Origin of the sequence: Corynebacterium uropygiale, from assembly GCF_021568315.1 — a bacterium.
GTDB classification, from domain to species: domain Bacteria; phylum Actinomycetota; class Actinomycetes; order Mycobacteriales; family Mycobacteriaceae; genus Corynebacterium; species Corynebacterium uropygiale.
On record NZ_JAKGSI010000001.1, the window covers coordinates 428,539 to 454,073 of the forward strand.

General features: G+C 66.9%; 22 protein-coding genes. 11 read left to right on the top strand and 11 right to left on the bottom strand.

From position 1 onward, the window contains the following. The first annotated feature begins 5 nt into the window (after positions 1-5). Positions 6-1,535 (top strand): Y-family DNA polymerase, encoded by a 1,530-nt coding sequence (locus L1O03_RS02135; protein ID WP_236117762.1) that lies wholly within the window; start codon positions 6-8, stop codon positions 1,533-1,535. Positions 1,536-1,561: 26 nt separating this feature from the next. Here the strand turns inward: L1O03_RS02135 and L1O03_RS02140 are convergent, their stop codons facing one another. Further along, complete coding sequence (locus L1O03_RS02140; RefSeq protein WP_236117763.1) at positions 1,562-2,302, bottom strand: AMIN-like domain-containing (lipo)protein; 741 nt, start codon at positions 2,300-2,302, stop codon at positions 1,562-1,564. 311 nt (positions 2,303-2,613) lie between these two features. Between L1O03_RS02140 and L1O03_RS02145 the strand changes: the two genes are divergently transcribed. After that, the gene (locus L1O03_RS02145; RefSeq protein WP_236117764.1) at positions 2,614-3,543 is read left to right on the top strand and encodes a sucrase ferredoxin; all 930 of its coding nucleotides are present in this window, start codon (positions 2,614-2,616) and stop codon (positions 3,541-3,543) included. Positions 3,544-3,616: 73 nt separating this feature from the next. Here the strand turns inward: L1O03_RS02145 and L1O03_RS02150 are convergent, their stop codons facing one another. The 3 genes from L1O03_RS02150 to L1O03_RS02160 are packed head-to-tail and all read right to left on the bottom strand — an operon-like array spanning position 3,617 to position 6,233. After that, positions 3,617-4,294, bottom strand: coding sequence for a methionine ABC transporter permease (locus L1O03_RS02150; protein ID WP_236117765.1), 678 nt, complete (start codon positions 4,292-4,294; stop codon positions 3,617-3,619). Further along, entirely contained in the window at positions 4,291-5,343 is a 1,053-nt protein-coding gene (locus L1O03_RS02155; protein WP_236117766.1) for a methionine ABC transporter ATP-binding protein, read from the bottom strand. The genes L1O03_RS02150 and L1O03_RS02155 overlap by 4 nt, the downstream gene beginning before the upstream one ends. Positions 5,344-5,363: 20 nt before the next feature. Continuing rightward, positions 5,364-6,233, bottom strand: a complete 870-nt coding sequence (locus L1O03_RS02160; protein WP_236117767.1) for a MetQ/NlpA family ABC transporter substrate-binding protein — start codon at positions 6,231-6,233, stop codon at positions 5,364-5,366. Between the two features lie 161 nt (positions 6,234-6,394). On the opposite strand from L1O03_RS02160, the gene L1O03_RS02165 reads away from it, so the two are divergent. The 7 genes from L1O03_RS02165 (at position 6,395) to L1O03_RS02195 (ending at position 15,722) form a co-directional block, all read left to right on the top strand. Further along, positions 6,395-9,538 carry an error-prone DNA polymerase gene (locus L1O03_RS02165; protein ID WP_236117768.1) on the top strand — a complete coding sequence of 1,048 codons (3,144 nt, stop codon included), beginning with the start codon at positions 6,395-6,397 and terminating at the stop codon, positions 9,536-9,538. 103 nt (positions 9,539-9,641) lie between these two features. Next, entirely contained in the window at positions 9,642-11,036 is a 1,395-nt protein-coding gene (locus L1O03_RS02170; RefSeq protein WP_236117769.1) for a GntP family permease, read from the top strand. A gap of 227 nt (positions 11,037-11,263) precedes the next feature. Next, entirely contained in the window at positions 11,264-12,499 is a 1,236-nt protein-coding gene (locus tag L1O03_RS02175) for a metal ABC transporter substrate-binding protein (protein WP_236118041.1), read from the top strand. Next, positions 12,492-13,214, top strand: coding sequence for a metal ABC transporter ATP-binding protein (locus tag L1O03_RS02180; protein WP_236117770.1), 723 nt, complete (start codon positions 12,492-12,494; stop codon positions 13,212-13,214). Before L1O03_RS02175 ends, L1O03_RS02180 begins: the two co-directional genes overlap by 8 nt. Next, positions 13,204-14,106 carry a metal ABC transporter permease gene (locus L1O03_RS02185; RefSeq protein ID WP_268913544.1) on the top strand — a complete coding sequence of 301 codons (903 nt, stop codon included), beginning with the start codon at positions 13,204-13,206 and terminating at the stop codon, positions 14,104-14,106. Before L1O03_RS02180 ends, L1O03_RS02185 begins: the two co-directional genes overlap by 11 nt. Before the next feature lie 8 nt (positions 14,107-14,114). Beyond that, on the top strand, positions 14,115-14,948 hold the full coding sequence (locus L1O03_RS02190; RefSeq protein WP_236118043.1) for a metal ABC transporter permease: 834 nt from the start codon (positions 14,115-14,117) through the stop codon (positions 14,946-14,948). Positions 14,949-15,047: 99 nt separating this feature from the next. Beyond that, complete coding sequence (locus L1O03_RS02195; RefSeq protein ID WP_236117771.1) at positions 15,048-15,722, top strand: metal-dependent transcriptional regulator; 675 nt, start codon at positions 15,048-15,050, stop codon at positions 15,720-15,722. Positions 15,723-15,750: 28 nt separating this feature from the next. On the opposite strand, the gene L1O03_RS02200 is transcribed toward L1O03_RS02195, so the two are convergent. After that, complete coding sequence (locus L1O03_RS02200) at positions 15,751-16,227, bottom strand: tRNA (cytidine(34)-2'-O)-methyltransferase (RefSeq protein WP_236117772.1); 477 nt, start codon at positions 16,225-16,227, stop codon at positions 15,751-15,753. 45 nt (positions 16,228-16,272) lie between these two features. Between L1O03_RS02200 and L1O03_RS02205 the strand changes: the two genes are divergently transcribed. Beyond that, positions 16,273-17,130: a bifunctional methylenetetrahydrofolate dehydrogenase/methenyltetrahydrofolate cyclohydrolase gene (locus L1O03_RS02205; RefSeq protein ID WP_236117773.1), complete on the top strand. Its 858-nt coding sequence runs from the start codon at positions 16,273-16,275 to the stop codon at positions 17,128-17,130. Then, positions 17,120-17,482, top strand: coding sequence for a DUF3017 domain-containing protein (locus L1O03_RS02210; RefSeq protein ID WP_236117774.1), 363 nt, complete (start codon positions 17,120-17,122; stop codon positions 17,480-17,482). The genes L1O03_RS02205 and L1O03_RS02210 overlap by 11 nt, the downstream gene beginning before the upstream one ends. Positions 17,483-17,544: 62 nt before the next feature. On the opposite strand, the gene metX is transcribed toward L1O03_RS02210, so the two are convergent. The 6 genes from metX to L1O03_RS02240 all read right to left on the bottom strand — a co-directional run bounded on the left by metX (position 17,545) and on the right by L1O03_RS02240 (position 25,527). After that, a complete protein-coding gene (metX, locus tag L1O03_RS02215; protein ID WP_236118044.1) occupies positions 17,545-18,675 on the bottom strand; it encodes a homoserine O-acetyltransferase MetX in 1,131 nt (376 codons plus the stop codon). Between the two features lie 5 nt (positions 18,676-18,680). After that, positions 18,681-19,994, bottom strand: a complete 1,314-nt coding sequence (locus L1O03_RS02220) for an O-acetylhomoserine/O-acetylserine sulfhydrylase (protein ID WP_236117775.1) — start codon at positions 19,992-19,994, stop codon at positions 18,681-18,683. A gap of 288 nt (positions 19,995-20,282) precedes the next feature. Beyond that, on the bottom strand, positions 20,283-22,496 hold the full coding sequence (locus tag L1O03_RS02225; RefSeq protein WP_236117776.1) for an NADP-dependent isocitrate dehydrogenase: 2,214 nt from the start codon (positions 22,494-22,496) through the stop codon (positions 20,283-20,285). 165 nt (positions 22,497-22,661) lie between these two features. After that, complete coding sequence (locus L1O03_RS02230; protein ID WP_236117777.1) at positions 22,662-23,465, bottom strand: ABC transporter ATP-binding protein; 804 nt, start codon at positions 23,463-23,465, stop codon at positions 22,662-22,664. After that, a complete protein-coding gene (locus tag L1O03_RS02235; RefSeq protein WP_236117778.1) occupies positions 23,462-24,484 on the bottom strand; it encodes a FecCD family ABC transporter permease in 1,023 nt (340 codons plus the stop codon). The genes L1O03_RS02230 and L1O03_RS02235 overlap by 4 nt, the downstream gene beginning before the upstream one ends. Next, entirely contained in the window at positions 24,481-25,527 is a 1,047-nt protein-coding gene (locus L1O03_RS02240; protein WP_420830281.1) for a FecCD family ABC transporter permease, read from the bottom strand. The genes L1O03_RS02235 and L1O03_RS02240 overlap by 4 nt, the downstream gene beginning before the upstream one ends. Between the last annotated feature and the right edge of the window lie 8 nt (positions 25,528-25,535).

The window sequence follows — 25,535 nt, forward strand, 5'->3', positions numbered from 1 at the left end:
GCCCCATGGCGCTTCGAGTCATGGCGCTGTGGTTCCCGGATTGGCCCGTCCAGGCCGCGGAGCTGACGCCGCCGGCGGCCCTCAGCGCGGAGCAGCGCGTGTGGGCCTGCGAGGGCAAGGCCCGGGCCGCAGGGGTCAGGCGTGGGATGCGGCTGCGCGAGGCGCAGGCGCTCTGCCCTGCGCTGGATATCGCCCCGCGGGACGACGACCGCGATGCCCGCGCCTTCAGCCCCATCGCGGACGGGCTGGATGAGGTCGTCGCGTCCGTCGAGGTGTTGCGCCCGGGGCTGCTCGTCCTTGACGCCCTGGCAGCTGCCCGATACCACGGCGGGGAGGACGCCGCTGCGGAGCTGGTGCTGGACTCGGCTGCGCGTCGAGGGCTGGACTGCCTCGCCGGCATCGCGGATGAGATCAGCACGGCCATCATTGCCGCGCGCCGGGGCGCCGTGGTCCCCGCGGGGGAGTCAACGGCCTTCCTGGCTGAGCAGCCCCTCGCCGTCCTCGGAGCCGAATCCGCGCTGGCCTGCGAATCGGAGGTCCTCCGCCGCCTTGCAGAGCTGGGCCTGCGGACACTCGGTGACCTGGGGCGTCTCCCGGCACGGGCGGTAGCGCAGCGTTTTGGCCAGCCGGGCATGGCGTGCTGGGACATCGCCCACGCTGACCGCGGCCGGGAGAAGCGCGTGGCCCCGCCCCTTCCCGCCGCGGAGTACAGCGTGGACTACCGCCTGGAGGAGCCGCTGAACAGGGTCGATGAGGCCGCCTTCCTGGCGCGCACCCTCGCGGCCCGGCTGCACGCCACGCTCGCCGAGGAGGGGCTTCTCTGCCATCGGCTGGCGATCAGCGCAGAGCTCGGCGGGGAGGAGTACTCGCGCGTGTGGCGGGCCCGGGAGGCGCTCTCGGAAAAAGCGATGGCTGATCGCGTGCGCTGGCAGCTTGATAGTTGGCTGGGCACGGGCGCCCGGGGTGGGCTCACGGCGCTGCGGATCGAGCCACTCGATGTGGAAGAACCCACCGCGTCCGCACCCCTGTGGGGCGGGCATGAGGAGGATACCCGCGCGCGTCGAGCGGTCCACCGCGTGCAGTCGCTCTTCGGGCCGGAGTCGGTTCTCGAGCCACACGCGACCCCCGGGCGCACCGTGGCGGATCGGGTGACCCTGCTCCCGGCCGGGGAGCAATGGGAAGGAGGTGATGCCGCCCCGTGGTCGGGGGCCATTCCCGGGCCGCTGCCGGCGCGGCTTGGAGGTGGGCCGACGCATCCCGCTCACCGCATCCGGATGGTGGACCGCAGCGGGAAGGAGGTCATCGTGACGGGAGAGGCGCTACTCAGCGGGTCGCCCTGCGCACTGGCGTGGGGGCAGCGGCGCTACCTCGTCCAGGCGTGGGCCGGACCGTGGCCGGTGGATGACACGCTCGCGGGCGGAGGGCGCTGTGCTCGTCTCCAGGTGATCGGCCAGTCGCCAGAGGGCACCCAGCCGCAGGGCTGGCTCATGATCTGGGTGGGCGGACAGTGGCGGATCGAGGCGAGCTACCAATGAGAGGGCTCACCAAGAGTGGTGCGGATTTAGCGCGTGGGGTCGTGGGTCACGTCAATGACGAGGCGGGTGGGGTTATCAAGAACCTTCACCACATACGGGTGCTTGGCGCGCAGGCCGATGATGAACTGAGAACGTCCCTCAAACACCCCGGCGGAGATGATCTCCACGACCTCCCCCACGCCAGGCACGGACTGGATGTGCGGATCATCCAAACCCAGCTCATAGGGGTAGGTGGTGTTATCGATGTTGACGTTGAGAGCAATGGTGCCCTCATACTCCATGCAGTGCCCCGAACCCTGCTGGGCGGGGTGCGTGTCATAGTCGATGTGCCAGCCAGGGTGGCCATCCCCGGAAAGGTCGAAGACCACCCGGTCAAAGCCATCATGGGCGCCCACCCGCACCTTCGTCACTGCCAGCCGCCCCGGGGCCTCCGGGCGTTGCGTCTTCATCGCCGTGTTGGCATCCCCCAGCGGAGTGTGTCCCGCCTGCGAGCTGGACCCACGGGTGAGTTCCTCATCCTCGGGGGACGAGGTGGGGACAGGGTCCTTCGACGCGATGACCGGGTTCGACTGGCTCTCCTGGCTCTCCTCCAACGGTGCGAGAGTGGCCGAATCTCTCGGTGTGGGCGAGCTGTCCTCAGTGGCATGGCAGGCACCCAGGCCCACGGCGGTGGCGCTGAGAAGAGAGAGAAGAAGGAGAGAGCGTCGACGCGAACGCGGCACCCGCCCCGCAGGGGAGAGGGGGACGAGGCGTGACACATTCTTCATGAGCTCTCACAAATCCTTCACAGTGCGCGGCCGGCCGGGAGCTCCCGGATAGTGGGCCGCATTCATAAACAGTGCCAAATGTAGCATGACAAATCCCAGCTCAGCGCCCTGAAGTGGAGGAAGAGTATTTTTTTGTCCCGAACGTGCCGGCGGGGAGAGCACCAGCTGGCCGGGCCGTGAACAGCGGATTCCTCATCCCAGAAGAGCCGGGTCACGGGGAAAGGATGCCCATATCGTTATCAAGAAGTGACACGACCGTGTAGGCTCCTCGCCTGCGAGAGTGCCGATGGGTGACTTGTACACTAGGCCCCATGCAGTGTGAGGATCAATGTTCGGCACGGTGCTCGGACCACCAGGTCGAGCCGTTGGCGGGGACGGCGAAGAAGGAAAAGCGACTCGTCGTCCTCGAGTTCCCGGGCGGGTGGAGCCGGGATGTCCTCGACGGTGGCACGTTCGGGGAGGAGCTCACGGCGGCGATCAAGAAGAAGCTCGCCGAGGCCGGCGCGGGGCTCCAGCTCGTGCGCAAACCGGGCCGCAAGGGACGCACCGTGGACGCCCTGCACGTCTACGTCGTCGATACGCGCGCGGCGACGTGCGTCGGGACGACGATCGCGCAGGTCTCCGACCTGTTGGAGCTTGATCTCGCGGGGGCGGAGTCCTCTCCGCGCTTCGCGCCGGTCACGCATCCGCTCCTGCTCGTGTGCGCGCATGCGAAGCGCGACGCGTGTTGCGCGATCAAAGGCCGCCCGCTCGCCCGCGAGCTCGATGATTCCTTCGGCGGGGAGGTCGTGTGGGAGACCTCGCACATGAAGGGGCACCGTTTCGCCCCGACCTCGCTCCTGCTGCCCTGGGGCTATAGCTTTGGTCGGACCTCGGTGGCCGACGCCGCCCGCATCACCGAGCGCGCCGTCCACGGGGTGTACTCCGTACTGGGGAACCGCGGCCGTGGCACGTATGGCCCGACGGGGCAGGTCGCTGAGCTGGCGGTTGCCGCCCAGCTGGAGGAGCAGGGGGAGACGGTGCACTGGGGTGAGCTGGTGGTGCGTCCCGTCGAGGATGCACCCGCGGGGGAGGCTGATTCGGGTGGTGAGCCCGAGGCATGGGAGCGCGTGGAGCACCGGGATGGCCGGGCGTGGCTGGTGGGGTTGAGCTCGCGCCGGGTGGAGGGGGTGGTGGCGTCGTGCGGGACGCTGCCGAAGCAGGGCACGGTGTGGGAGGCCGTGCGCGTCGAGAAGGATTAAGGGGAAAAGGGGGAATAGACGTCGCGCCCGGGGTGAATGCCCCGGGCGCGGTGTCTGTGCGTGGTGTGATCGCTTATCGGCGGAGGATCTTCTTGGAGAGCCAGTTGCCGAAGAGCTGCGCGATCTGCACGATGATGATGATGGTGAGCGTCGCGGTGTAGGTGACTTCCCAGTCGAAGGCGCGGTAGCCGTAGGTGATGGCGAAGTCTCCGAGTCCGCCGCCGCCGACGTAGCCGGCCATGGCGGACATGTCGACCACGGCGATGAACGCGAAGGTGTAGCCCAGGACGAGGGGGCCGAGGGCCTCGGGGATGATGACTGAGGTGATGATCTTCCAGGGGCCTGCGCCCATGGCTCGGGCGGCTTCGACGACGCCCGGGTCGATGGAGACGAGGTTTTGCTCGACGATGCGGGCGACGCCGAAGGTCGCGGCGATGGACATCATGAAGGTGGCGGCTTCCCGGCCGATCGTCGTCCCCACGACGAGCATGGTGAGCGGCCCGAAGGCGGCGATCATGATGATGAAGGGGATCGGCCTGATGAAGTTCACGATGATGTTGAGCACCATGTACAGCGCGCGATTCTTCAGGATGCCCTGGTCACGGGTGGTGTAGAGTAGCACGCCGATCGCCAGGCCGAGGATGCCGCCGATCACCATCGCCATGCACACCATGATGAGCGTGTCGGTGATGGATTCGAGGAAAGTGGGGCCGAGGCGGTCCCAGTCAGCTGCGAGCGTCGTGACGGTCATCGAGTGATCTCCTGAATGTCGGTCGTCCCCTGCAAGGTGCGGTGGAATTCTTCGATGGCGTTCTCTTCACCGTTGAGGCGGATGGTGATCTTGCCGAAGCTGTGCTCCTGCAGCGTCGTCACCCCACCATGGACGATGGAGAGCCCGACGCCCGCCTCCCGCGCGCGGGCCGCGGCGTCGAAGAATCCGGAGTGCTCAGTGAGGGTGATCGTGAAGAGCCGGCCCGGGTGCGCGAGCAGGTCGGAGGTTTCCACCTGGTCGGGGGTGTTCCGCAGCGAGGTGGCGACGAAGCGCGCGGCGACATCCGTCTTGGGCTGGGAAAACACCTCGTAGGTGCTGCCGTACTCCACGACTTTTCCGTTCTCCATGACGGCGACCGTGTCGGCGATGGAGCGGACCACTTCCATCTCGTGGGTGATGACCACAATCGTGATGCCAAGCTCACGGTTGACGTGCCGAAGCAGGTTGAGGACATCGTGGGTGGTTTCGGGGTCGAGCGCCGAGGTGGCCTCGTCGGCAAGGAGCAGCTTGGGGCGCGTCGCGAGCGCACGGGCGATGCCGACGCGCTGCTTCTGCCCGCCGGACAGCTGCTCGGGGTAGTGGTTGCCGCGATCGGCGAGACCGACGAAGTCGAGGAGCTCGCGGACGCGCTCCTTGCGCTCGGCGGCGGGAACCTTCGCGAGTTTGAGCGGGTACTCGATGTTCCCGGCGGCCGTGCGGGAGTGGAAGAGGTTGAACTGCTGGAAGATCATCCCGATGGAGGATCGGATGCCCCGCAGCTCGCGCTCGCGCATGCCGACGATGTTCGTCCCATCAAGAAGCAGCTCGCCCGAGGTGGGCGTGTCCAGGCCATTGATGAGCCGCACGAGGGTGGACTTCCCCGCGCCGGAGTATCCGATGACGCCGAGGATCTCTCCCGGCTCGACGGTCAGCGTGACGTCGTCGACGGCCGTGGTCTGGGACTTCTTCCCGGTGGGGAACACCTTCGAGACGTTGCGGAACTCGACGCGCGTCCCCTGGTTCTGGTCAGTGGAAGTGGAAAGAGACACAGTGAATTTGGCTCGCTTTGCTAGCTCTTGTTCTGGCGCTCGTCGTCCTCGAGGCGCTTGAGGATGTCGGCCAGCTCGTTGGCGGGGCGGTCCACGGCGACGTTCGTGCCGCGGGAGTCCTCGCTGTTGGCCTGGATGACCTCAGGATCGTGGAAGATCTCGACGATCTTCTGGTAGGTGGGGTTCTCGCGGTCCTCGTTGCGGGCGACGAAGACGTTGATGTAGGGCTCCGCCTCAGTGGAGTTCGGGTCATCCTTGAACACGGCCTGCTTCGGCTCGATGCCGGCGCGGTCCAGGAAGTTGTTGTTAATCACCGCCGGGCGGCCCTCGTTGAAGGCGGTGGTGGTGTTCGCGGCGTCGACGCCACGGACCGTGACCTTGGACTTGCCTTCGTCGATGTCCGCCGGGGTGGGCGTAATGATGTTCGGCTCCTTGAGCGTCACGAGCTTGGCCTGGACAAGGACGTTAATCGCGCGGCCCTGGTTGGAGGAGTCGTTGGGGATGGCGACCTCCTGGCCCTCGATGCCGTCGAGGTTCTCGTGATCCTTCCAGTAGAGGCCGAGCGGCACGATCTCCGAGGCGCCGATCGGGGTGAGGTCCTTATCCGCTCCCACGTTGTACGTCGCGAGGAACTTCAGGTGCTGGAAGAGGTTGAGGTCCAGCGCGCCCTGGGCGAGGGCGTCGTTGGGGGTGTTGTAGTCGGAGAAGGGCACCATCTCGATGTTGATCCCCTGCTCAGAGGCCTTTTCCTCGAGGACCTTCCAGACCTTCTTCTCCGAGTCGGTGGTGCCGATCTTCACGGTGGTGCCGTCCTTGCCGGAGCAGGCGCTGAGCCCCGTGACTGCGACGACGGCAACGAGGCCGGCGGCCAGGGTGCGACGCAACTTCATATTTTCACCTCATGTTGTGTGGGCAGCTCCGAGCGGAGGCCGCCAGCATTAAATGTCAGGACGTGGGAACACTACCACTTTTTATACAGCTTGGTCTAGTTTGCCCCTAAGGGAAGTAGACAAAGCGGTGATAATCGAACGAGTGTGCTATGGTGCAGTCTATGCGATTTCATGGAGGGGTGCCACTATCGTGGTCTCGGCTAGAGCGGATTCTTTCGGGGCGGCCTGGTCCGGAGCTTGTGCCTGCAGGCGCGGAGAACGTGCCCGTGCGGGAGCGTGCTCGCGCAGGTGACGGAGGCCCGCGCAGCGGGTTCGCGGAGCTTCACGCCTGGAGTAGTTACAACTTTCTGCGCGGCGCATCCAATCCGGATGCCATGGTTCACCGAGCTGTCGAGCTTGGTCTCGACGGCCTGTCCCTCCTGGACAGAGACGGTTTCTATGGGGCTATGCGCAGTGCGGAGGCGGCCGCCACGTGGGGGCTGCCGCTCGTCCTCGGGGCGGAGCTCAGTCTCCACGAGGGGGTCTTGCCTGTCCTCTGCCGGAGCCCTGAGGGGTACCGGCAGCTCTCCCGTCTTATCGCCCGGGCGCGCATGGCGGGTGGGGCGAAGGGGAACGTGCTCTACCCCCCTCTTGAGGACGTGCTGAACGAGTCGGGCGGGGAGTGGCTTCTCCTTCTCGATCACACGTGGGAGTCCAGGGTAGAACAGATGATCGACATTCTTGGTCCGGAGAATGTGCTCCGCGAGTACGCCGTGACCATGCAACCGACAGACGTGGATCACCACCGCGTCGTTGATCGTTACCCCGTTCCCCGCGGGATTGCGACGGCCCGCCCGGCGGCTGCCGCCGTGGGCGATGGCGACCTCGCCCGGGCCCTCGATGCGCTGGCCGAACGCGAGTCTGTCCAGGTAGCTCGAGGCCGAACCCACCCGATGGGGGCGCCATGGCTGCGCTCGGCTGCACAGATGCGCCAGATGCTCCCACACCGTCCCGAGCTCCTGAGCACCACTGTGGAGATTGTTGACGAATGCGCCTTCACCCTCGACCTTGTCGCGCCGGAGCTGCCCCGCTGGGATGTGCCCGACGGCCACACGGAGATGAGCTGGCTCAGGCATCGGGTCAGGGAGACGTTTGACGGTCGCTACCAGGCCTTTTCCCCTTTCCTCCGCGAGCGTGCGAAGCAGCAGATCGAGTATGAGCTGGGGCTCATTGAGCAATTGAACTTCCCGGGGTACTTCCTCATCGTCGACGATGTGGTGCGCTTTTGTCGTCGGGAAGGAATCCTCTGCCAGGGACGAGGCTCCGCCGCGAACTCGGCCGTCTGCTTCAGCCTGGGAATCACCAACGTGGAACCCGTGGGCGCGGAGCTCCTCTTCGAGCGTTTCCTCTCCCCGGAACGGGACGGCCCGCCGGATATTGACCTCGATATTGAGGCGGGGCGCCGTGAGGAGGTCATTCAGTACATCTATCGCCGTTATGGCCGGGAGAATGCCGCCCAGGTGGCGAACGTCATCACCTACCGGAGGAGGGGCGCGCTCCGAGACGCCGGGCGGGCGCTTGGCTTCCCCCAAGGCAGCGTCGACTCGTGGTCCCGAGGGGTGAGCGATCCACCCGCCGCCGTCCGTGCGCTGGCGGACCGCTTCCTCGGGCTCCCGCGGCACCTGGGCATCCACTCTGGCGGGATGGTGATCTGTGATCGGCCTATCGCGGACGTCGTGCCGACGGAATGGGCACGCAAAGAGCAGCGCTCCATCGTGCAGTGGGACAAGGATGATTGCGCGGCGGCAGGCTTGGTGAAGTTCGACCTCCTTGGGCTCGGGATGCTGGGCGCTCTCCACGAGATGATCGACCTCGTCGCCCGGCACCGGGGGACGGAGGTGAACCTCTGGGAGATCGACGTCACCGAGCCCGCGGTCTACGACATGCTCTGCGCCGGCGACGCCATCGGGGTCTTCCAGGTGGAGTCCCGTGCGCAGCTGGCCACCCTTCCCCGGCTCAAGCCGCGGAGCTTCTTTGACCTCGTCGTGGAGGTCGCGCTCATCCGCCCTGGCCCCATCCAGGGTGGCTCCGTCCACCCCTACCTGCGGCGACGCGCAGGCGAGGAACCTGTGACCTATGACCACCCGGTGCTGGAGAAATCGCTGGCGAAAACGCTGGGGATTCCTCTCTTCCAGGAGCAGCTCATGCACATCGCCGTCGATGCCGCGGGCTTCAGCCCGGCGGAGGCCGATGCCCTCCGCCGCGCCATGGGGTCCAAGCGCTCCCCCGAACGCATGGCGGCCCTCCGGGCCCGCTTCTTCGAGGGGCTTCGCCGCACCCAGGGCATCGTGGGGGAGACCGCCGAGGTCCTCTGGAACAAGGTGCTCGCCTTCGCCGCCTATGGTTTCCCCGAATCGCACGCCCAGTCCTTTGCGTCGATCGTCTTCTTCTCCGCATGGTTCAAATACCACTACCCGGCGGAGTTCTGCGTCGGGCTGCTGCGCTCCCAGCCCATGGGCTTCTACTCGCCCCAGTCGCTCATCGCCGACGCACGGCGCCACGGAATCACCATCCTGCCCGTGTCCGTCCACCACTCGGACGTGGAGGCTGATTGCCCCGGAGGGGCCATCCGCCTGGGACTTTCCGCGGTGAGGGGGCTACCCCGGGCGGCCGCGGAGCGGATCGTGGAGAGTAGAAACCGGGACGGGCCCTTTGCCTCCCTTGCGGACCTCGCGCGCCGGGCCGATATCTCAGTGCCCCACATGGAAACCCTGGCGAGGGCCGGGGCCCTCGATGACCTCGCCCCTGATCGTCGTCGAGCGCTGTGGGAGGCGGGTGTTGCCGCCACCGAGCACGAGGGCATGCTCCCCGGGCTCAGCGACATGCCATCCCCGGCCCTGCCCGGGATGAGCGCGGTGGAGCTGATGGCGGCGGATATCGCGGCCACGGGCATGACCCCGCAGTCGCAGCCCATGGCGCTCATTCGGGGCGCACTGCGTGCCGAGGGGATCCTCAGTGCCCAGGAGCTCAGCGAGGCCCGCGAGGGCGCGAGCGTGCGGATCGCGGGAATCGTCACCCACCGGCAGCGGCCCATGACCGCCTCGGGCGTGGTGTTCTTCGGGTTGGAGGATGAGACCGGACTCATGAATGCCGTGGTCTCGCCCGGGCTTTGGGAACGCTACGCGCGGGTGGCCCGGACCGCCCGCGGGCTCATCATCCGGGGAACGGTGCACCGCGCGGAGAGCGTCGTGTCCGTGACCGCGGACAAGCTCGAGGAACTTCGACTCGCGGAGGTGATGAGCCGGGGATCTCGGGATTTCCGCTAGCGTCCCCCACGGAAGGGGGAGGGGATGCGGATTATGCCCAAAGCGCAGAGTTTCCTATGTGAGAATTTAGGAAGCACCCTCAGTCAGTCATAAGGAGTGTCCCGTGGACAATTGGGAACCCACTATGGGCACCGCGCCGCTTCTGGGAATAGCGGCCCTCGCGGTGGCTCTCATCCTCATCCTCATTATCGGGCTGAAGCTTCACGCCTTCCTCACGCTCATCGTGGTGTCCGCGGTGACAGCACTGGCCACGGGCATCCCCGTGGACCAGATCGTCCCCACCATGACCAGCGGCTTCGGTAGTACATTGGCGAGCGTCGCGCTTCTCGTCGGTCTGGGCGCCATGCTCGGCCGGCTCGTGGAAACATCCGGGGGAGCGCAGTCCCTCGCGGAGGCCATGATCCGCATCTGCGGAGAAAAGAGAGCGCCCTTCGCGTTGGGCTTGGCGTCGCTCATCGTGGGCTTCCCGATCTTTTTCGACGCCGGCCTCGTCGTCATGCTTCCCGTCATCTTCGCCGTGGCGCGTCGGATGAAGGGCTCGGTGCTCGCGTACGGGATCCCCGCCGCGGGCGCCTTTTCTGTCATGCACGTCTTCGTTCCCCCGCACCCGGGGCCGATTGCGGCGAGCCAGTACTTTAACGCCCACATTGGGCTCATCCTCGTCGTCGGTCTCATCATCGCCATCCCCACCTGGTACATCACCGGCTACCTGCTGGGGCAGTTCCTCGGGCGGAAGTTCGACCTCCCCGTCCCGGACATTCTCTCCGGCGGGCCGGAAAACCGCGAAGAGGTGAAGAACCCCGCGGGTGCCGGGGCCGTCGTCACGGTCATCCTCATCCCGATGATCCTCATCTTCGGCAACACCGGGATGGACATGGCGACCTCGGCGGGGCTCATCGACAAGAACGCGCTCATCGTCCGCATCCTCACCTTCCTTGGCTCGACGGCCATCGCCTTGCTCATCACCACGCTCGTCGCGCTCCTTCTCCTCGGCACGCGCCGCGGCGAACACCGCAGCGCCCTCGAGCGCACCGTGGAGGGCGCCCTCGGGCCGATCTGCTCCGTCGTGCTCATCACCGGCGCGGGCGGCATGTTCGGCGGGGTGCTGAGGACCTCCGGCATCGGCGACGCCCTCTCCGCCTCCATGTCCTCGCTCCACCTGCCCGTCATCTTGGGCTGCTTCATCGTCGCGGCCGTGCTGCGCCTTGCGCAGGGCTCCGCCACCGTCGCACTCACCACCGCAGCCGCGCTCATGGCGCCGGCCGTTGCCGCCGGCGGATTCAACGACGTCCAGGTGGCCCTCATCGTCGTCGCGACGGCCGCCGGCTCCGTCACCGCCAGCCACGTCAATGACTCCGGCTTCTGGCTGGTCGGCCGGCTCATGGGGCTCGACGTCGCCACCACGCTGCGCACCTGGACGGTGAACCAGACCCTCATCGCCGTCGTGGGCTTCCTCTTCTCAGCCATCCTCTTCGGCCTCGCGGGACTCGTCGGGTAGGGGCGCACGCACACCACATGCGGGGCGGGCTAGAGCCCGCCCCGACGCATATCTCCAGCCAGCCCGCCCAGCCAACGCCCCGCACCCCCTCATCCACCCCCGCCATCCTGTGAGTTCGCCCACCCGAGAAATGTATTTTCAGGAGGCTGAACAGTGTGTTACTATGGCGCCCGTATTGGTAATCAGTGTCATGGACTACTGCTCAGGTAGAGGAGAACCACGTGGTCATCAAAAAATCACTTGCCGTGATGGGAGCGTGCGTTGTGGGGCTGGGCGCGCTGAGCGCCTGCTCCTCCGGAAATGAAGGATCTGCGGGGACGTCGGCGTCGGGGAAGGACGGCCTCAAGGTTGTGGCCACCACCACCCAGATCTGCGACTACGTCACCCAGCTGGCAGCGGGCGAGAGCTCCGCACCCACCAAGGGATCGAGCGAGGCCCCCGCGGCCGAGAGTGAAATCGCTCTGGAGAAGACCGATTCCCAGGGCAGCACCCAGCACCTCGGGGCGGACAAGGATAAGGCGAAGGCCACCATCAACCTCACCTGCCTTCTTGCTCCCAACGCCTCGGCTCACGAGCATGAGATGACCCCGCAGCAGATGGACGCCCTCGGCCAGGCAGACCTCTTCCTGACGAACGGCGTCGACCTCGAGCACTTCCTCGACAGTGCCGTGGAGTCCTCCGGCTTCAAGGGCACCATGGTCGCCACCTCCGGCCTGCGGACCTCTGTGGAGAAGACCGACCCGGAGAAGGCCAAGAAGCAGCAGGAAGACTTCACCTTCACCGCCTCGGACGGCGAGGAGCACGTCGACGTCCAGAAGTGGCCTTTCCCGCCGGAGGAGGGGGAGGGCGAGGGCGAGTCCTTCGTCTTCGACCCGCACGTGTGGACCGCCCCGAAGAACGCCATCATCCAGGTGCGCAACATTGGCCACGCGATGGCCGAGGCCTCCCCGGATGCGGCGGACACTATCAACGCCCACGTGGACCAGTACGTCAAGCGTCTGGAGGACCTGGATAACTGGGCCCGCACCTCCTTTGAGAGCGTGCCCAAGGAGAACCGCACCTTGTTCACCTCGCACGATGCGTTCGGCTACTTCTCCAAGGAGTTCGGCATCAACTTCATCGGTGCGGCGCTCTCGGACTTCTCCGGCCAGCAGGACGCCACCGCCGAGCACATTGCATCGGCCGCCCAGGAGGTGAAGGACTCCGGCGCGAAGGCGCTGTTCGCGGAGAACTCCAACAACTCCAAGTCCATTGAGTCGATCGCCCGCGCGGCTGGGGTTCGGGCGGTCATCGGCGACGACGCCCTGTATGGTGATTCGCTGGGGCCGGCCGGCTCCGATGGTGAGACCTACATTGGCTCCCAGCTGCACAACATCATGAACCTCGTGAAGGCGTGGGGCGGAACCCCCGCAGAGATTCCGGCTTCGCTGAGCGGGGATACCCCGGAGGACATCATTGACTGACCCTGCTCTCAGATTTCAGGATGTCGACCTCAGCTATGGTCGGACACCCGCACTGAGTGGCATTAACCTCAGCCTCGATCCGGGCCAAGCGCTTGCGCTCATCGGCCCGAACGGGGCGGGAAAGACGACCCTGCTCCGCGGCATTCTTGGGACTGTCCGCGTGAGCGGGGATCTCCGCATTTTAGGCCACCCGGTCGGCCACGTGCCGCCGGGGCTCATTGGCTCCGTCCCTCAGAGCGCAGACCTTGACTTAAGCTTCCCCGTCACGGTGCGGCACGTCGTCGAGATGGGGCTCTACGCGGAGCTCGGCTGGTTCGGGCGGCTGAAGGGCGAGCACCGGCGCCGGGTGCGTGAGGTGCTCGAGCGCGTGGACCTCGCGGACCGCGCCCAGGACCGCTTCGGCGAGCTTTCCGGCGGCCAGCGGCAGCGGGTCCTCCTGGCCCGCTCGATCGTCGCGAATGCCAAGCTCATCCTCCTCGATGAGCCCTTCAACGGCCTCGACGGGCCCAACCGCTCCGCGCTGCTCAGCATCGTGCGCTCGCTCAAGGAGGAGGGGGTGGCCGTCGTCGTGTCCACCCATGACATGGTCCTCGCCGAGGAAGTCTGCGAGCAGACGCTGCTGCTCGCCGGCAGGCAGGTGGCCTTTGGCCCCACTGAGGAGGTCCTCGTCGACGACGTCATCCGCCAGGCCTACGGGAGCGCCCATGTGGGATAACCTCGTCGATGGGTTCAGCGATGGCCTCGAGCAGATCCGCCTCGTCCTGGAGCCGCTGCCCGGCTTCGAGGTCGTGGCCTCGCGCCCCTACCTCTTCCATGGGGCCACGATGCTCCTCGTCCTCGGGATCGTCGGCGCGCTCGTCGGGGTGATCGTCAACCTTCGCTCCCTCGAGTTCAACGCCGAAGCCACCGTGCACGGCGTGTTCCCCGGGATCGTCGTCGGAGCGCTCTTCGGCGGCGTCGACGCCATCATCCCCGGCGCCGCCTTCGTGGCGGTATTCATCGTCGTGGCGCTCAGTATTATCAGCCGGCGCAGAAACACGGAGGCGGGGACGGCCGTCGTGCTCACCTCTTTCTATGCGCTGGGTATGGTGATCTCCCTGTGGAAGAAGGACATGTCTGGACAGCTGGAGGCGCTCATGTTTGGACGGCTCCTCGAAATCCGCGATGACGTGCTCCTGCAGTCCTTCCTCGTCTGCCTGCTGGCCGCGATCGTCATCCTGGTGAGCTGGCGGCGCCAGATCTTCTTCGCCTTCGACCGCGTGGGCGCGCAATCCGCGGGGCTCAACGCCACCGTCGTGGACATCCTCATCAACACCGCCATCGCGGCTGTTGTGGTGGCCGTGTCCTCGGCGATCGGCGTTCTCCTCGTCATCGGGTACATCGTGATCCCGGGCGCGGCCGCCCGTCTTTTGTGCTCGAGAGTCTCGACGATGACCGTCGTCGCCATCCTCATCGGCGTGCTCGGCGGCTGGTTGGGGCTCTACGCCATGGCGCTGGACACCCAGCGGCCCATCTCCCCGCAGGCGGCGGTGGCGCTGTCCATCTGCGTGCTCTACTCCGTGGCCTTCCTCCTGCGCGGGCTGAAGCAGGTGGTGGTGCGATCGTGAACGCCATGATGCTCCACACGCTGTCCCTTCCGCTGGCGGAGATCATCCTCGTCGGCGCGCTCTCCGGGCTCATCGGGGTGCTGGCGATCCTCGACCGTCGCGTCTTCTTCACCGAGTCCATGACGCACGGCACCTTCCCGGGCGCGGTGCTCGGCGTGGTGGTGGGCTCCACCTACCTGGGCCTGGATCATCAGGGCCTGTCCCTCCTGCTCATGGTGGGTGCGTTCGTGGCCTGCCTGCCCCTGAGCTGGCTCATGCACCAGCTGGCAAAGGTGCCGGGAGTTTCCCCGCAGTCCGCCGCGGGCATCATCCTCACCTTGGGTTTTGCGCTCGGCTACTTCCTCAGCCGCTGGTTCAAGCCGCTGCCGCTGCGGATCGAGAACTTCCTCGCCGGCTCCCTGCTCAACTCCAATGCCACCGATGTGGCCGCCGCCGCGGTGGTGTTCCTCCTCGCTCTTGCGGCCGTCGCGCTGCGGGGACGGCACCTCATCTTCCACTGCTTTGATCCCGTCGGCTACCGCGCCGCCGGGCACTCCCCGGGGTGGGCGGAGGCCATCATCCTGGCGCTCGTGTGCTGTGGTTCGGTGGCCGTCATCCCGGCGGTGGGCACTATCTTGTCCATCGCGATGCTCGTCGCCCCGGCGGCCGGCGTGCTGCCGTGGTGCCGCTCGACGCGCACGCTCTTCATCGCGGCCCCGCTGGCGGGCGTGCTCATCGGCGTGGGCGGCCTCGCGGTGGCGGTGTGGGGGAATCTCTCCGCCGGCGGAACCATCGCCATTGCCGCCGGCCTCTTCTACGTGCTGAGCCTGGGCCTCGCGGCGTTGCGCCGGGTCCGCGCCTAGCCGGGTAGGCCGGCGCCGGGGGGAGGGGAGGCTGAAAGATCGGGGGGATGAGCATCCTCTTTCGGTGGAATGAACACGGAGGGCTGGCATAATGGCCCTATGCACGTGACGGATCTGCCTGATAAAACCCAGGACTACCTCAAAACCATTTGGGGTATCTGTGACCACGACGGAAAGCCTGCCACCCTCGGGGCGGTGGCGGGGCGCCTCGGGCAGAAGAACTCCACGGCCTCCGAGGCCATCAAGCGCCTCGCGGATAACGGCCTCGTCCACCACGAGCGCTATGCCGGCATCACCCTCACCGAGCATGGCCAGGCCATGGCCCTCGCCATGGTGCGCCGGCACCGGCTGCTGGAGACCTTCCTCGTCACCGTCCTCGGCTACACCTGGGACGAGGTCCACGATGAGGCCGACCTCCTCGAGCACGGCATCTCCGACCAGCTCCTCTCCCGGATCGACGCCTACCTCGGCCACCCCACCAAGGACCCGCATGGGGACCCCATCCCGACGGCCGAGGGCACGCTCAGCGAGGTGGAGACCGAACACCTCGGCGCCGTGGCGGAGGGCCGCACGGTGCGCGTCGAGCGCATCCGCGACCGCGATGATGAACTCCTCCGCTACCTCGCTGACCACGGCATTGTGCCCGGAGCGGACATCACGGTGGCCCAGGCGACCTCCGCGGGGCTCATGATGGTGGACGTCAAGGGCCAGCTGGTCCCCGTCGCGGAAACGGGGCTCAACGACATCTACGTGCGCAGCGCCGCGGAGGACTAAGGCCGCAGCGGACGAGCGCCCACCAGCTTTAGCGCCCGCCTGGGAAGCCGAGCTGCCGCCAGGCCTCGTAGATCCCCACAGCCGCCGAGTTGGACAGGTTCATTGAGCGGCGCCCGGGAATCATGGGGATGCGGAGCTGACGGGTGATGCGGGGGTGGCTGAGGCGCTCGGGTGGCAGGCCCGTCGGCTCTGTGCCGAAGAGGAGGGCGTCGCCGGCGCGGAAGTGCTCGTCGGTGTGCCAGGTGGTGGCCTGGGTGGTGAAGGCGAAGATGCGCGCGCCGGGGATGGAGTCGCAGCAGTCGTCGAAGGTGGGGTGGATGCTGACGGTCGCGAGGTCGTGATAGTCGAGGCCAGCGCGGCGAAGGTGCTTGTCGCTGAACTCAAATCCGAGCGGTTCCACGAGGTGCAAGTGAGCGCCCGAGCCCGCGCACATGCGGATCGCGTTGCCCGTGTTGGGCGGGATGACCGGGTTATCGAAAATGAGGTGAAGAACCGCGTCGCTCATGGGCGTTAGTCTAGGCCGCGGCCGCGTGCATGGAATAATGGCGGCATGACTGCGATCAAACTCGACGGAAAGCTGTACCGCCAGGAAATCTTTGAGGATCTGCGTCAGCGGGTCGCCGCCCTGAAGGAGCGGGGGATCACCCCGGGGCTGGGCACCGTTCTCGTGGGGGATGATCCGGGCAGCCACTCCTATGTGCGGATGAAGCACAAGGACTGCGAGGAAATTGGCGTGAACTCCGTGCGCCGCGATCTGCCGGCGGACATCTCCCAGGAGGAGCTCAACGCCGTCATCGACGAGCTCAACGCGGACCCCGCCTGCACGGGCTACATCGTCCAGCTGCCCCTGCCCAAGCACCTCGATGAGAACGCGGTGCTCGAGCGTATCGACCCGGAGAAGGACGCCGACGGCCTCCACCCGGTCAACCTCGGCAAGCTCGTCCTCAACGAGCCCGCCCCGCTGCCCTGCACCCCCAACGGTTGTATTCACCTGCTGCGCCGCTTCGGGGTAGAGCTCGACGGCGCGAAGGTTGTTGTCATCGGCCGCGGTGTTACGGTCGGCCGCCCGATTGGCCTCATGCTCACCCGCCGTAGCGAAAACTCCACCGTCACGCTGTGCCACACGGGCACCCGGGACCTCGTCGCGGAGACGAAGAGCGCGGATGTCATCATTGCTGCTGCGGGTAAGGCGCACATGCTCACCGCGGACATGGTGAAGCCGGGGGCTGCGGTCCTCGACGTGGGGGTATCCCGCGTCGACGGCTCCCTGCGCGGCGATGTCCACCCGGACGTGTGGGAGGTGGCCGGCGCGGTCTCCCCGAACCCGGGCGGTGTGGGCCCCATGACGCGGACCTTCCTCGTCCGCAACATTGTGGAGCGGGCGGAGCGGCTCGCGGATGCGCAATAAGGTGCTGTCCTTCTCCGCGCCGCACCTGCCGGAGGGGCTGAGTCTCGATAACCCGCACGACCGCTCGCTGCGGCCCTCGCGCCTCCCGCGGGCGGTGCAGTATGCGGGGCTGGGGCTCTTCCTCCTCGGGCTTCTCGTGGCGAGCGTCTTCGCCCTCACGGATCATTGGCGCCGGGCGACGTTCGTCCTCGGCAGCTCGATGCTTTGGCTCGCCCTCCTGCGGCTGACCTGCGACTCGCGCACACTCGGCGTTCTCTCTGTGCGCTCACGTCGTTTCGATTGCGCCTTCGCCATCGTGACGGGCGGGGCGATGATGTTTCTTTCCGCGTCCGTCGACGCCCTGGGGAGCTAGAGCGGGCTAGGGCGGGCTCGAGGAGAGCCCGTAACCCCGCCCCGCTCCCCAGCGGCGCCCGCCTAGCCGAAGTGGGAGGCGGCGTTGCCGTGGACGGACTCCTCAGCGAGGTGGATGAAACGCCGGAGCACGTGATCCATCTGCCGGTGCTCGGCGAGGAAGGCGTCGTGCCCCACGGGCGAGCTGATTTTCGCCATCCCTAGTAGGTTGCCGACGTTGCGCGAGAGGTGTTCCTGCTGGTGGTAGGGGTAGAGGATGTCCGTGTCGACGCCGGCGATGAACATCGGCACGTGAATACTGCTCAGCGCCCGGTTGAGCCCTCCGCGGCCGCGCCCGATGTCGTGGCGGTTGAGCGCGTCGGTGAGGGTGACGTAGGAGCCGGCGTCGAAGCGTGCCGTGAGCTTGCGCGCCTGGTAGTCGAGGTAGCTCTCCACCGCGAAGCGCTGCTGCGGATCACGGTAGGGTCCGAGGGGATTCTCGCCCGTCTGGGCCTCGACGCCGAAGCGCTCATCGAGCTCGAGCTCCCCGCGGTAGGTGAGGTGCGCGATGCGCCGGGCCGTCGCGAGCCCCTCGCGGGGGCTGTGCCCGGTGTCGTAGTAGTCCCCGCCGTGCCAGTGCGGGTCCCCCTCGATGGCGTCGATCTGCGCCGCCTGGATGCCGATCTGCCAGGCGCTCGCCCGCGCCGAGACCGCGATCACTCCGGCCGCGTTGAGCCGGTCCGGGGCCATGGCGGCCCACTCGAGGGCTCGGGCCCCGCCCATCGACCCGCCGACCACCGCGTGCACCGCGGGGATCCCCAGGGCGTCGAGGAACGCGAGCTCCGCCGTGACCTGGTCTCGGATGGAGATCCCGGGGAAGCGCGAGCCCCAGGCCCGGCCGTCCTCGGGGTGGGGGCTCGACGGGCCGGTCGAGCCGTGAAAGCCGCCGATCGAGTTCGTGCACACGACGCAGAAGCGGTCCGTGTCCAGCGCCCGCCCGGGGCCGATGATCCCGGGCCACCATTCGTCGGCCTCGGGGCCGCTGGTCAGCGAGTGCTCCACCAGGATGATGTTGGTGCGCCCGGACTCGAGGCCGTGCAGCTCGCCCCAGCGGCGGTAGGCGATCTGGGCGCCGGGGATGCGCGCCCCGGCCTCGGTGTGCAGCGTCCCGACGTCGACAATGCCCAGTTCCCCCGGGGCGGCGAGGCGGCTCACGGTGCTCACAGTGCCTCGAAACCGCGGCGGAGGTCAGCGATGATGTCCTCGGGGTGCTCGAGGCCGACGGAGAGGCGGATCGTCGCCTGGCTGATGCCGGCTCGCGCGAGGTCCTCTTCCGTGGACTGGGAGTGCGTGGTGGTGGCGGGGTGCACGACGAGGGAGCGGGTATCGCCGATGTTCGCGAGGTTGCTGTGCAGGCGCAGCGCGTCGATGAAGCGCCAGGCCTCCTCGCGCCCGCCGCGGATGTCGAAGGAGAGCACCGAGCCGGTGTACCGCAGCCCCAGCTTCTCCTTGACCGGGTACCACGGGGAGGAGGGGAGGCCCGCGAACTGGACCTTCTCCACCTGGGGGTGCTCGTCGAGGAAGCGGGCGACGGCCAGCGCATTCTCATTGTGGCGCTCGATCCGCAGCGGCAGCGTGTCCAGCCCCTGCACGATGAGCCATGCGTTGAACGGGGAGATCGCGGCGCCCGTGTCGCGCAGCAGGCCGGCGCGGGCCTTGAGCGCGAAGGCCGCCTCGCCGAGCTTCGCATAACGCAGGCCGTGGTAGGCGGGGTCGGGCTCCGTGAAGCCGGGGAAGACGGGGGCGCCATCGCGCTCGACCGTCCAATCGAAGCGGCCGCCGTCGACGATGACGCCGCCGAGCGCCGCCCCGCTGCCCCCATAGAACTTGGTGAGAGAGTTGACGACGATATCCGCGCCGAGCTCCAGCGGCCGCAGGACCGCCGCCGTGGCGATCGTGTTATCCACAATGAGCGGCACCTGATTGCGGTGCGCGACCTCCGCGATGGCCGGCACGTCGAGGATATCCGCCTGCGGGTTCGCGAAGGACTCCGCGTAGAAGGCCTTGGTGTTCTCCTGCACGGCCGCCTCCCAGGAGGCGGGGTCATCCGGGTCCTCGACGAAGGTGAAGTCAATGCCCAGGCGGGGGAGGGTGACCTGGAAGAGCGTGCTCGTGCCGCCATAAAGGCGTGGCGAGGAGACAATGTGGTCCCCCTTGGACGCGAGGTTGAGAATCGCTGCGGTCTCCGCCGCCTGTCCGGAGGCGAAGGCGACAGCCGCCACGCCGCCCTCCAGGGAGGCCAGCCGGTTCTCCAGAACCTCCTGGGTGGGGTTGGTGAGCCGGGTGTAGATGGGGCCCGGGTCGGACAGGTTGAAGCGCTGGGCGGCGTGCTCGGCGGAGTCGAAGACGTAGGAGGTCGTCATGTAAATGGGAAGGTTCCGCGCGGAGGCGTGGCTATCGACGGGCTGGCCGGCGTGGATGGCCCGGGTGGCGAAGTCCCACTGGGCGGCGTCGGAATTGTCGTAGTGTGTCATGTCTCCAGACCTTTCGTCCTCGATTATCCGTACTAAGCTGTCTAGAAACAGGAGAGTAGCGGACAGCTTGGTCTATTTCAAGTGAAGGGGGTGATCTGGGTCATGAGCTGCGGGCTTCGTGGGGCGTGACGGAGCACGACGCGCCGTCCCGTGGCTCCACAGGACATGACAACGGCCCGCAGGAGAATCTCCTGCGGGCCGTCAGCAGTCCGGGGCGGGACCTGCGCGCTCCGCGTATTCCGCGAACGTCCGTGGACGTCCGCGCAACTCCGCTCCCGTGCGCGCCGCTTAGCGCTTCAGCTCGTCGATGATGGCGTTGAAGGCCTGGGAGGGACGCATGACCGCGGTGGTCTTCTCATCGTCGGGCAGGTAGTAGCCGCCGAGGTCGGTCGGCTGGCCCTGGTTCTCGATGAGGTCCTTGTCGATCTGCTCCGCAGCCTCCTGGAGGGCCTTCGCGACGGGGGCGAAGGTCTCCGCGAGCTCGGCGTCCTCGGTCTGCTGGGCGAGCTCGTCGGCCCAGAAGGCGGTGAGGTAGAAGTGGCTGCCGCGGTTGTCGTTTTCGCCGACCTTCCGCGACGGGGACTTGCCCTCGTTGAGGAGACGCTCGGTGGCCTTGTCCAGCGCGGCGGCGAGGACGGCGGCCTTGGGGGCGTCGCCGGTCTGCGCGAAGTGGCGGAGGGACTCGGCGAGCGCAAGGAACTCGCCCAGGGAGTCCCAGCGCAGGTGGTTCTCCTCGAGGACCTGCTGGACGTGCTTCGGAGCGGAGCCGCCGGCTCCGGTCTCAAAGAGGCCGCCGCCAGCCATGAGCGGCACCACGGAGAGCATCTTTGCGGAGGTTCCCAGCTCAAGGATGGGGAAGAGATCGGTGTTGTAGTCGCGGAGCACGTTGCCCGTCACGGAGATGGTGTCCTCGCCGCGGCGGATGCGCTCGACGGAGAGCTTGGTGGCCTCCACGGGGGAGAGGATCTTGATGTCCAGGCCCTCGGTGTCGTGGTTCTGGAGGTACTTTTCCACCAGGCTGGTGAGGTTGCGGTCGTGGGCGCGCTCCGGGTCGAGCCAGAAGACGGCCGGCATGCCAGAGAGGCGGGAGCGGGTGACAGCCAGCTGGACCCAGTCCTGGATCGGGGCGTCCTTGGTCTGGCAGGCACGCCAGATGTCGCCAGCCTCGACGGTGTGCTCCATGAGGACCTCGCCGGCGGAGTTCTTCACCTTGACGGTGCCGTTCGCAGGGATACGGAAGGTCTTGTTGTGGGAGCCGTATTCCTCAGCCTTCTGGGCCATGAGGCCGACGTTGGGCACGGTGCCCATGGTGGCCGGGTCGTAGGCACCGTTGGCCTTGCAATCCTCGATGACGGCCTGGTAGACGCCGGCGTAGGAGGAGTCCGGGATGACGGCGAGGGTGTCCTGCTCCTCGTCGTTCTTGTTCCACATGTGGCCAGCGGTGCGGATCATGGCCGGCATGGAGGCGTCGACGATGACGTCGGAGGGGACGTGGAGGTTGGTGATGCCCTTGTGGGAGTTCACCATCGCGAGGTCCGGACCGTTCTCCAGGGCGGCGTCGAAGGCGGCGCGGATTTCCTCGCCGTTCTCCAGGTCCTCGAGGCCGGCGTAGATGGCGCCGAGGCCGTTCTCACCGTTGAGGCCGGCGGCCTCCAGCTGCTCGCCATAGGTCTCGAAGACGTCCGCGAAGAAGGCGCGGACGACGTGGCCGAAGAGGATCGGGTCGGAGACCTTCATCATGGTGGCCTTGAGGTGGACGGAGAAGAGCACGCCCTCCTCCTTCGCCCGGGCGACCTGCGCCTTGAGGAACTCGTCGAGAGCCTTGGCGGACATGAAAGTGCCGTCGATGACCTCGCCGGCCTGGACCTTCAGGCCCTCGAGGAGGGGCTGCTCGCCGTCGGCGGTCTCGAGGATGAAGTCGAGGCTGTCCTCCGCGGGCATAATGACGGACTTCTCGTTGTGGCGGAAGTCGTTGTCACTCATGGTGGCGACGTTCGTGCGGGAGTCCGCGCTCCACTCACCCATGGTGTGCGGGTGAGCCTTGGCGAAGTTCTTCACCGCGACGGGGGCGCGACGGTCCGAGTTGCCCTCGCGGAGCACCGGGTTGACCGCGGAGCCCTTGACGGCGTCGTAGCGCTCGCGGATGTCCTTCTCCTCCTCGGTGGAGGGGTTGGCGGGGTAGTCCGGAATGTCATAACCCTTGGACTGCAGCTCCTTGATCGCGGCGGTGAGCTGCGGGACGGAGGCAGAGATATTAGGAAGCTTGATGATGTTGGCATCCGGGGTCTTGGCCAGCTCGCCCAGCTCAGCCAGGTGATCCCCGATGCGCTGCTCCTCGGTGAGACGCTCCGGGAACTGGGCCAGGATGCGGCCAGCCAGGGAAATGTCCCGGGTCTCGACGTCAATGCCGGCGGTCGAGGCAAACGCCTCCACCACGGGCTTCAAGGAATAGGTCGCCAGCAACGGCGCTTCATCAGTACGGGTGTAGATGATCTTAGCCAATGTCACTCCCTTAAAGGTTTGAGGTACGGTCCCTAGGATACTAATTGCCCAGGAATGGGGGTGTCTGGCAGGGGAGAAAACTCCTCCGCCTGCAGTACTGATCGGAGAATAAGGGGTGCCGCGGCGGATGCGCGCCCACCCTGTCATCGGGCTCCCGCCCCGGCCCTACGATGCGTCTTTTCGTGTTCGGTGAGGAACGACGAGGGGAGTGCCGCTTGCGGGGTCTTCTAGAACGGAGGCCTCGACGCCGAAGACCTGATTGATGCTTGCCGGGGTGATGACCTCCTGCGGGGTGCCCTGAGCCAGGATGGATCCATCGCGCATGGCGATGAGGGAATCGGAGTACTTGGCCGCGAGGTTCATATCGTGGAGCACCATGACCACCGTCGTCCCCCGAGTGCGGTTGAGCTGTGTCACAAGCTCGAGGATGTCCAGCTGGTGGGCGATGTCGAGGAATGTCGTGGGCTCGTCGAGGAGGAGGATGTCGGTGTCCTGGGCGAGGGCCATGGCGATCCACACCCGCTGACGCTGTCCGCCAGACAGTTCGTCCACCGGGCTATCGGCGAGATCGCAGATGCCGGTGTCACGGAGGGCGGCCTCCACGACCTCGTAGTCATGGGCCGACCACTGCCCAAGGAAACCCTGATGGGGGTGGCGTCCGCGTCCAACGAGGTCGGCAACGATGAGGCCCTCCGGGGCGATCGGACTCTGCGGCAGCAATCCCAGAACCTTCGCGAGGTCGCGTCGGCCCCACTGCTGGAGGGAGCGATCATCGAGGACGACGGCCCCGCGCTGCGGGGTGAGCAGCCTCGAGAGGGAACGCAGCAGCGTCGATTTCCCACAACCATTGGGCCCAATGATCGAGGTGACTTTTCCCGCCGGAATCTCGATGTTGAGGTCCTCGGCGATCGGGCGATTCCCGTAGGACAGCTCTAGGTGCTCCGCAACGAGACGATGATCAAGGGTCACGAGGCTCCTCCTGAACGGTGAGAACGAACGAGCAGATATAGCAGGAAGGGGGCGCCGAGAGTGCCGGTGATGACCCCGGCTGGGTAGCGCACTCCCAAGAAGTTTTGGGCGACCAGGTCGGCAAGGAGCACAAGCAGTGCACCAACGAGAGCAGAGGAGAGGACGAGGTTGGCCGACGATCCTGCCCACCGGATGGCAATCGGGCCGGACATGAAGGCGACGAACGCGAGAGGCCCACAAGAGGCCGTGGCCACGGCGATGAGCACCACCGCCGCGATAATGATGACGACGCGCGTCACGGTCGTCGGCACTCCCACAATGCGCGCGATATCCTCGCCCAAACGCAGGGCCGAGAGCTGATGATTCGCCACACTCAGCAGCGGCAGGAGGACCAGCACGACAATTGCGACCGGCACCACCCGCTCCCAGGTCGAGTCATTGAGAGAACCGGTCAGCCACCGCGTGGCCGTGGGAAGATCCCAAGCGTCGGCGATGGAGAGCGTCCATGTGACGACTGCATGGAGGATCGAGGAGATGCCGATGCCAACGAGGATCAGCCGGGTGCCGCGGAACCCGTCACGAAGAGACAACAGGTAGATGAGAACGGCGGTGGCAATGCCACCGGCCACAGCGGCGAGGCTCACGGACGTCTGTCCCCACCGGAACACGATGATGGCAAACACCCCGACCGCCGAGGCGCCCGAAGAAATACCGATGATGTCCGGGGAGGCCAGCTGGTTCCGTAGCAGGAGCTGGAAGACGGATCCGGCCGCCCCGAAGGCCATGCCAGCGCAGAGCGCGAGCGCGACGCGTGGCCCCCGCAGCAGTCCGACGGTGTACGAGGCCCCAGGCACGTGCTCGCCGAGGGCGACCTGGATGATCGTCGAGGGCCCATAGAAGGTTCGCCCCACCATGAGGCTCACTGCGGCGACGACGAGGACCAGCACCAGGAGGATCGCCACGCGGAGCCACGCAGCTCGGCGGCGATGCTGGCGTTGAAGGCGAAGAGTCGAGGTCATGCGGTATCACGCATCCGTGAGCGTCGAACGATGAAAATGAACAGGGGGGCGCCGATGAGTGGTGTGATGATTCCGACAGACAGATCCTCGGAGGAGGAGAAGACTCGCCCCGCTACATCGGAGAGCACGAGCAGCGCTGCGCCCGCGAGGGCACTGAGCGGCATGAGCCAGCGGTGATCCGATCCGACAATGAGTCGAAGAATGTGCGGGACGATGAGTCCCACGAAGGCGATAGGGCCTGCGAGGGCCGTGGCCACCCCGCAGAGGATCACGGCACCAATGGAGGCGATGCCTCGGGTCCACGGCACAGACACGCCGAGAGAAGTAGCGACGTCGTCACCCATCGCGAGGGAATTGAGGCGGGTGGCACACAGCCAGCACACGAGGAAACCGACGATGAGCAGAGGGATTCCCAGTCGCATCGTGGTCCAGTCGGCACGGCCGATGCTGCCGATCTGCCAGAAGCGAAAGTCATCCATGGCGCGGGCATTCGGAAGGATCAGGGCGCTCACGAGGGAGCTCGCCGCCGCGGATGTTGCCGCCCCCGCCAGAGCGAGCTTGAGGGGAGTAGCGCCCCCGCGTCCCAGCGATCCCACCGTGTAGACAAACGCTGCGGCCACGGCGGCGCCGAGCATCGCGTAGATCATCCGGGGCAGGGGAGCCTGCGACCAGTCCCCAACGATGCTGATGACTACGAAGAGCGAGGCCCCCGAGAGCACGCCGAAGATCCCAGGGTCAGCCAGGGGATTGCGCGTCACTGCCTGAAAGGTCGTCCCCGAGACCGCCAGCGCGGCCCCCACCGCCACGCCCAGGATAGTGCGCGGAACCCTGCTCCCCGCCGCGATCTGCTCGATGGTCTCCTGGTGCCCATGGAGCGCCACCCACACGTCGGCAAAGCTCGTCGAGCGGTGGCCGAAGCGAAGAGAAGCCACGGCCGCGAGTGCAAGCACAACGAGGAGGACGACGAGGCAGAGGAGGTGCAGGGAGGTGGCTCGGGCTGACCGCGCGGTGGACCGGGCCGAGCGCGCCGTGCCGCGGGACAGGGCGTGAG

Coding starts and splice junctions, on each gene's coding strand:
- L1O03_RS02200 (WP_236117772.1), bottom strand. CDS start 16,227: ATGAGCGACGCGGTTCTTCACCTCATTTTCGATAACCCGGTCATCCCG.
- L1O03_RS02145 (WP_236117764.1), top strand. CDS start 2,614: ATGCAGTGTGAGGATCAATGTTCGGCACGGTGCTCGGACCACCAGGTC.
- L1O03_RS02135 (WP_236117762.1), top strand. CDS start 6: ATGGCGCTTCGAGTCATGGCGCTGTGGTTCCCGGATTGGCCCGTCCAG.
- L1O03_RS02165 (WP_236117768.1), top strand. CDS start 6,395: ATGCGATTTCATGGAGGGGTGCCACTATCGTGGTCTCGGCTAGAGCGG.
- L1O03_RS02140 (WP_236117763.1), bottom strand. CDS start 2,302: ATGAAGAATGTGTCACGCCTCGTCCCCCTCTCCCCTGCGGGGCGGGTG.
- L1O03_RS02235 (WP_236117778.1), bottom strand. CDS start 24,484: ATGACCTCGACTCTTCGCCTTCAACGCCAGCATCGCCGCCGAGCTGCG.
- L1O03_RS02160 (WP_236117767.1), bottom strand. CDS start 6,233: ATGAAGTTGCGTCGCACCCTGGCCGCCGGCCTCGTTGCCGTCGTCGCA.
- L1O03_RS02190 (WP_236118043.1), top strand. CDS start 14,115: ATGCTCCACACGCTGTCCCTTCCGCTGGCGGAGATCATCCTCGTCGGC.
- L1O03_RS02210 (WP_236117774.1), top strand. CDS start 17,120: ATGCGCAATAAGGTGCTGTCCTTCTCCGCGCCGCACCTGCCGGAGGGG.
- L1O03_RS02220 (WP_236117775.1), bottom strand. CDS start 19,994: ATGACACACTACGACAATTCCGACGCCGCCCAGTGGGACTTCGCCACC.
- L1O03_RS02195 (WP_236117771.1), top strand. CDS start 15,048: ATGCACGTGACGGATCTGCCTGATAAAACCCAGGACTACCTCAAAACC.
- L1O03_RS02150 (WP_236117765.1), bottom strand. CDS start 4,294: ATGACCGTCACGACGCTCGCAGCTGACTGGGACCGCCTCGGCCCCACT.
- L1O03_RS02205 (WP_236117773.1), top strand. CDS start 16,273: ATGACTGCGATCAAACTCGACGGAAAGCTGTACCGCCAGGAAATCTTT.
- L1O03_RS02185 (WP_268913544.1), top strand. CDS start 13,204: ATGTGGGATAACCTCGTCGATGGGTTCAGCGATGGCCTCGAGCAGATC.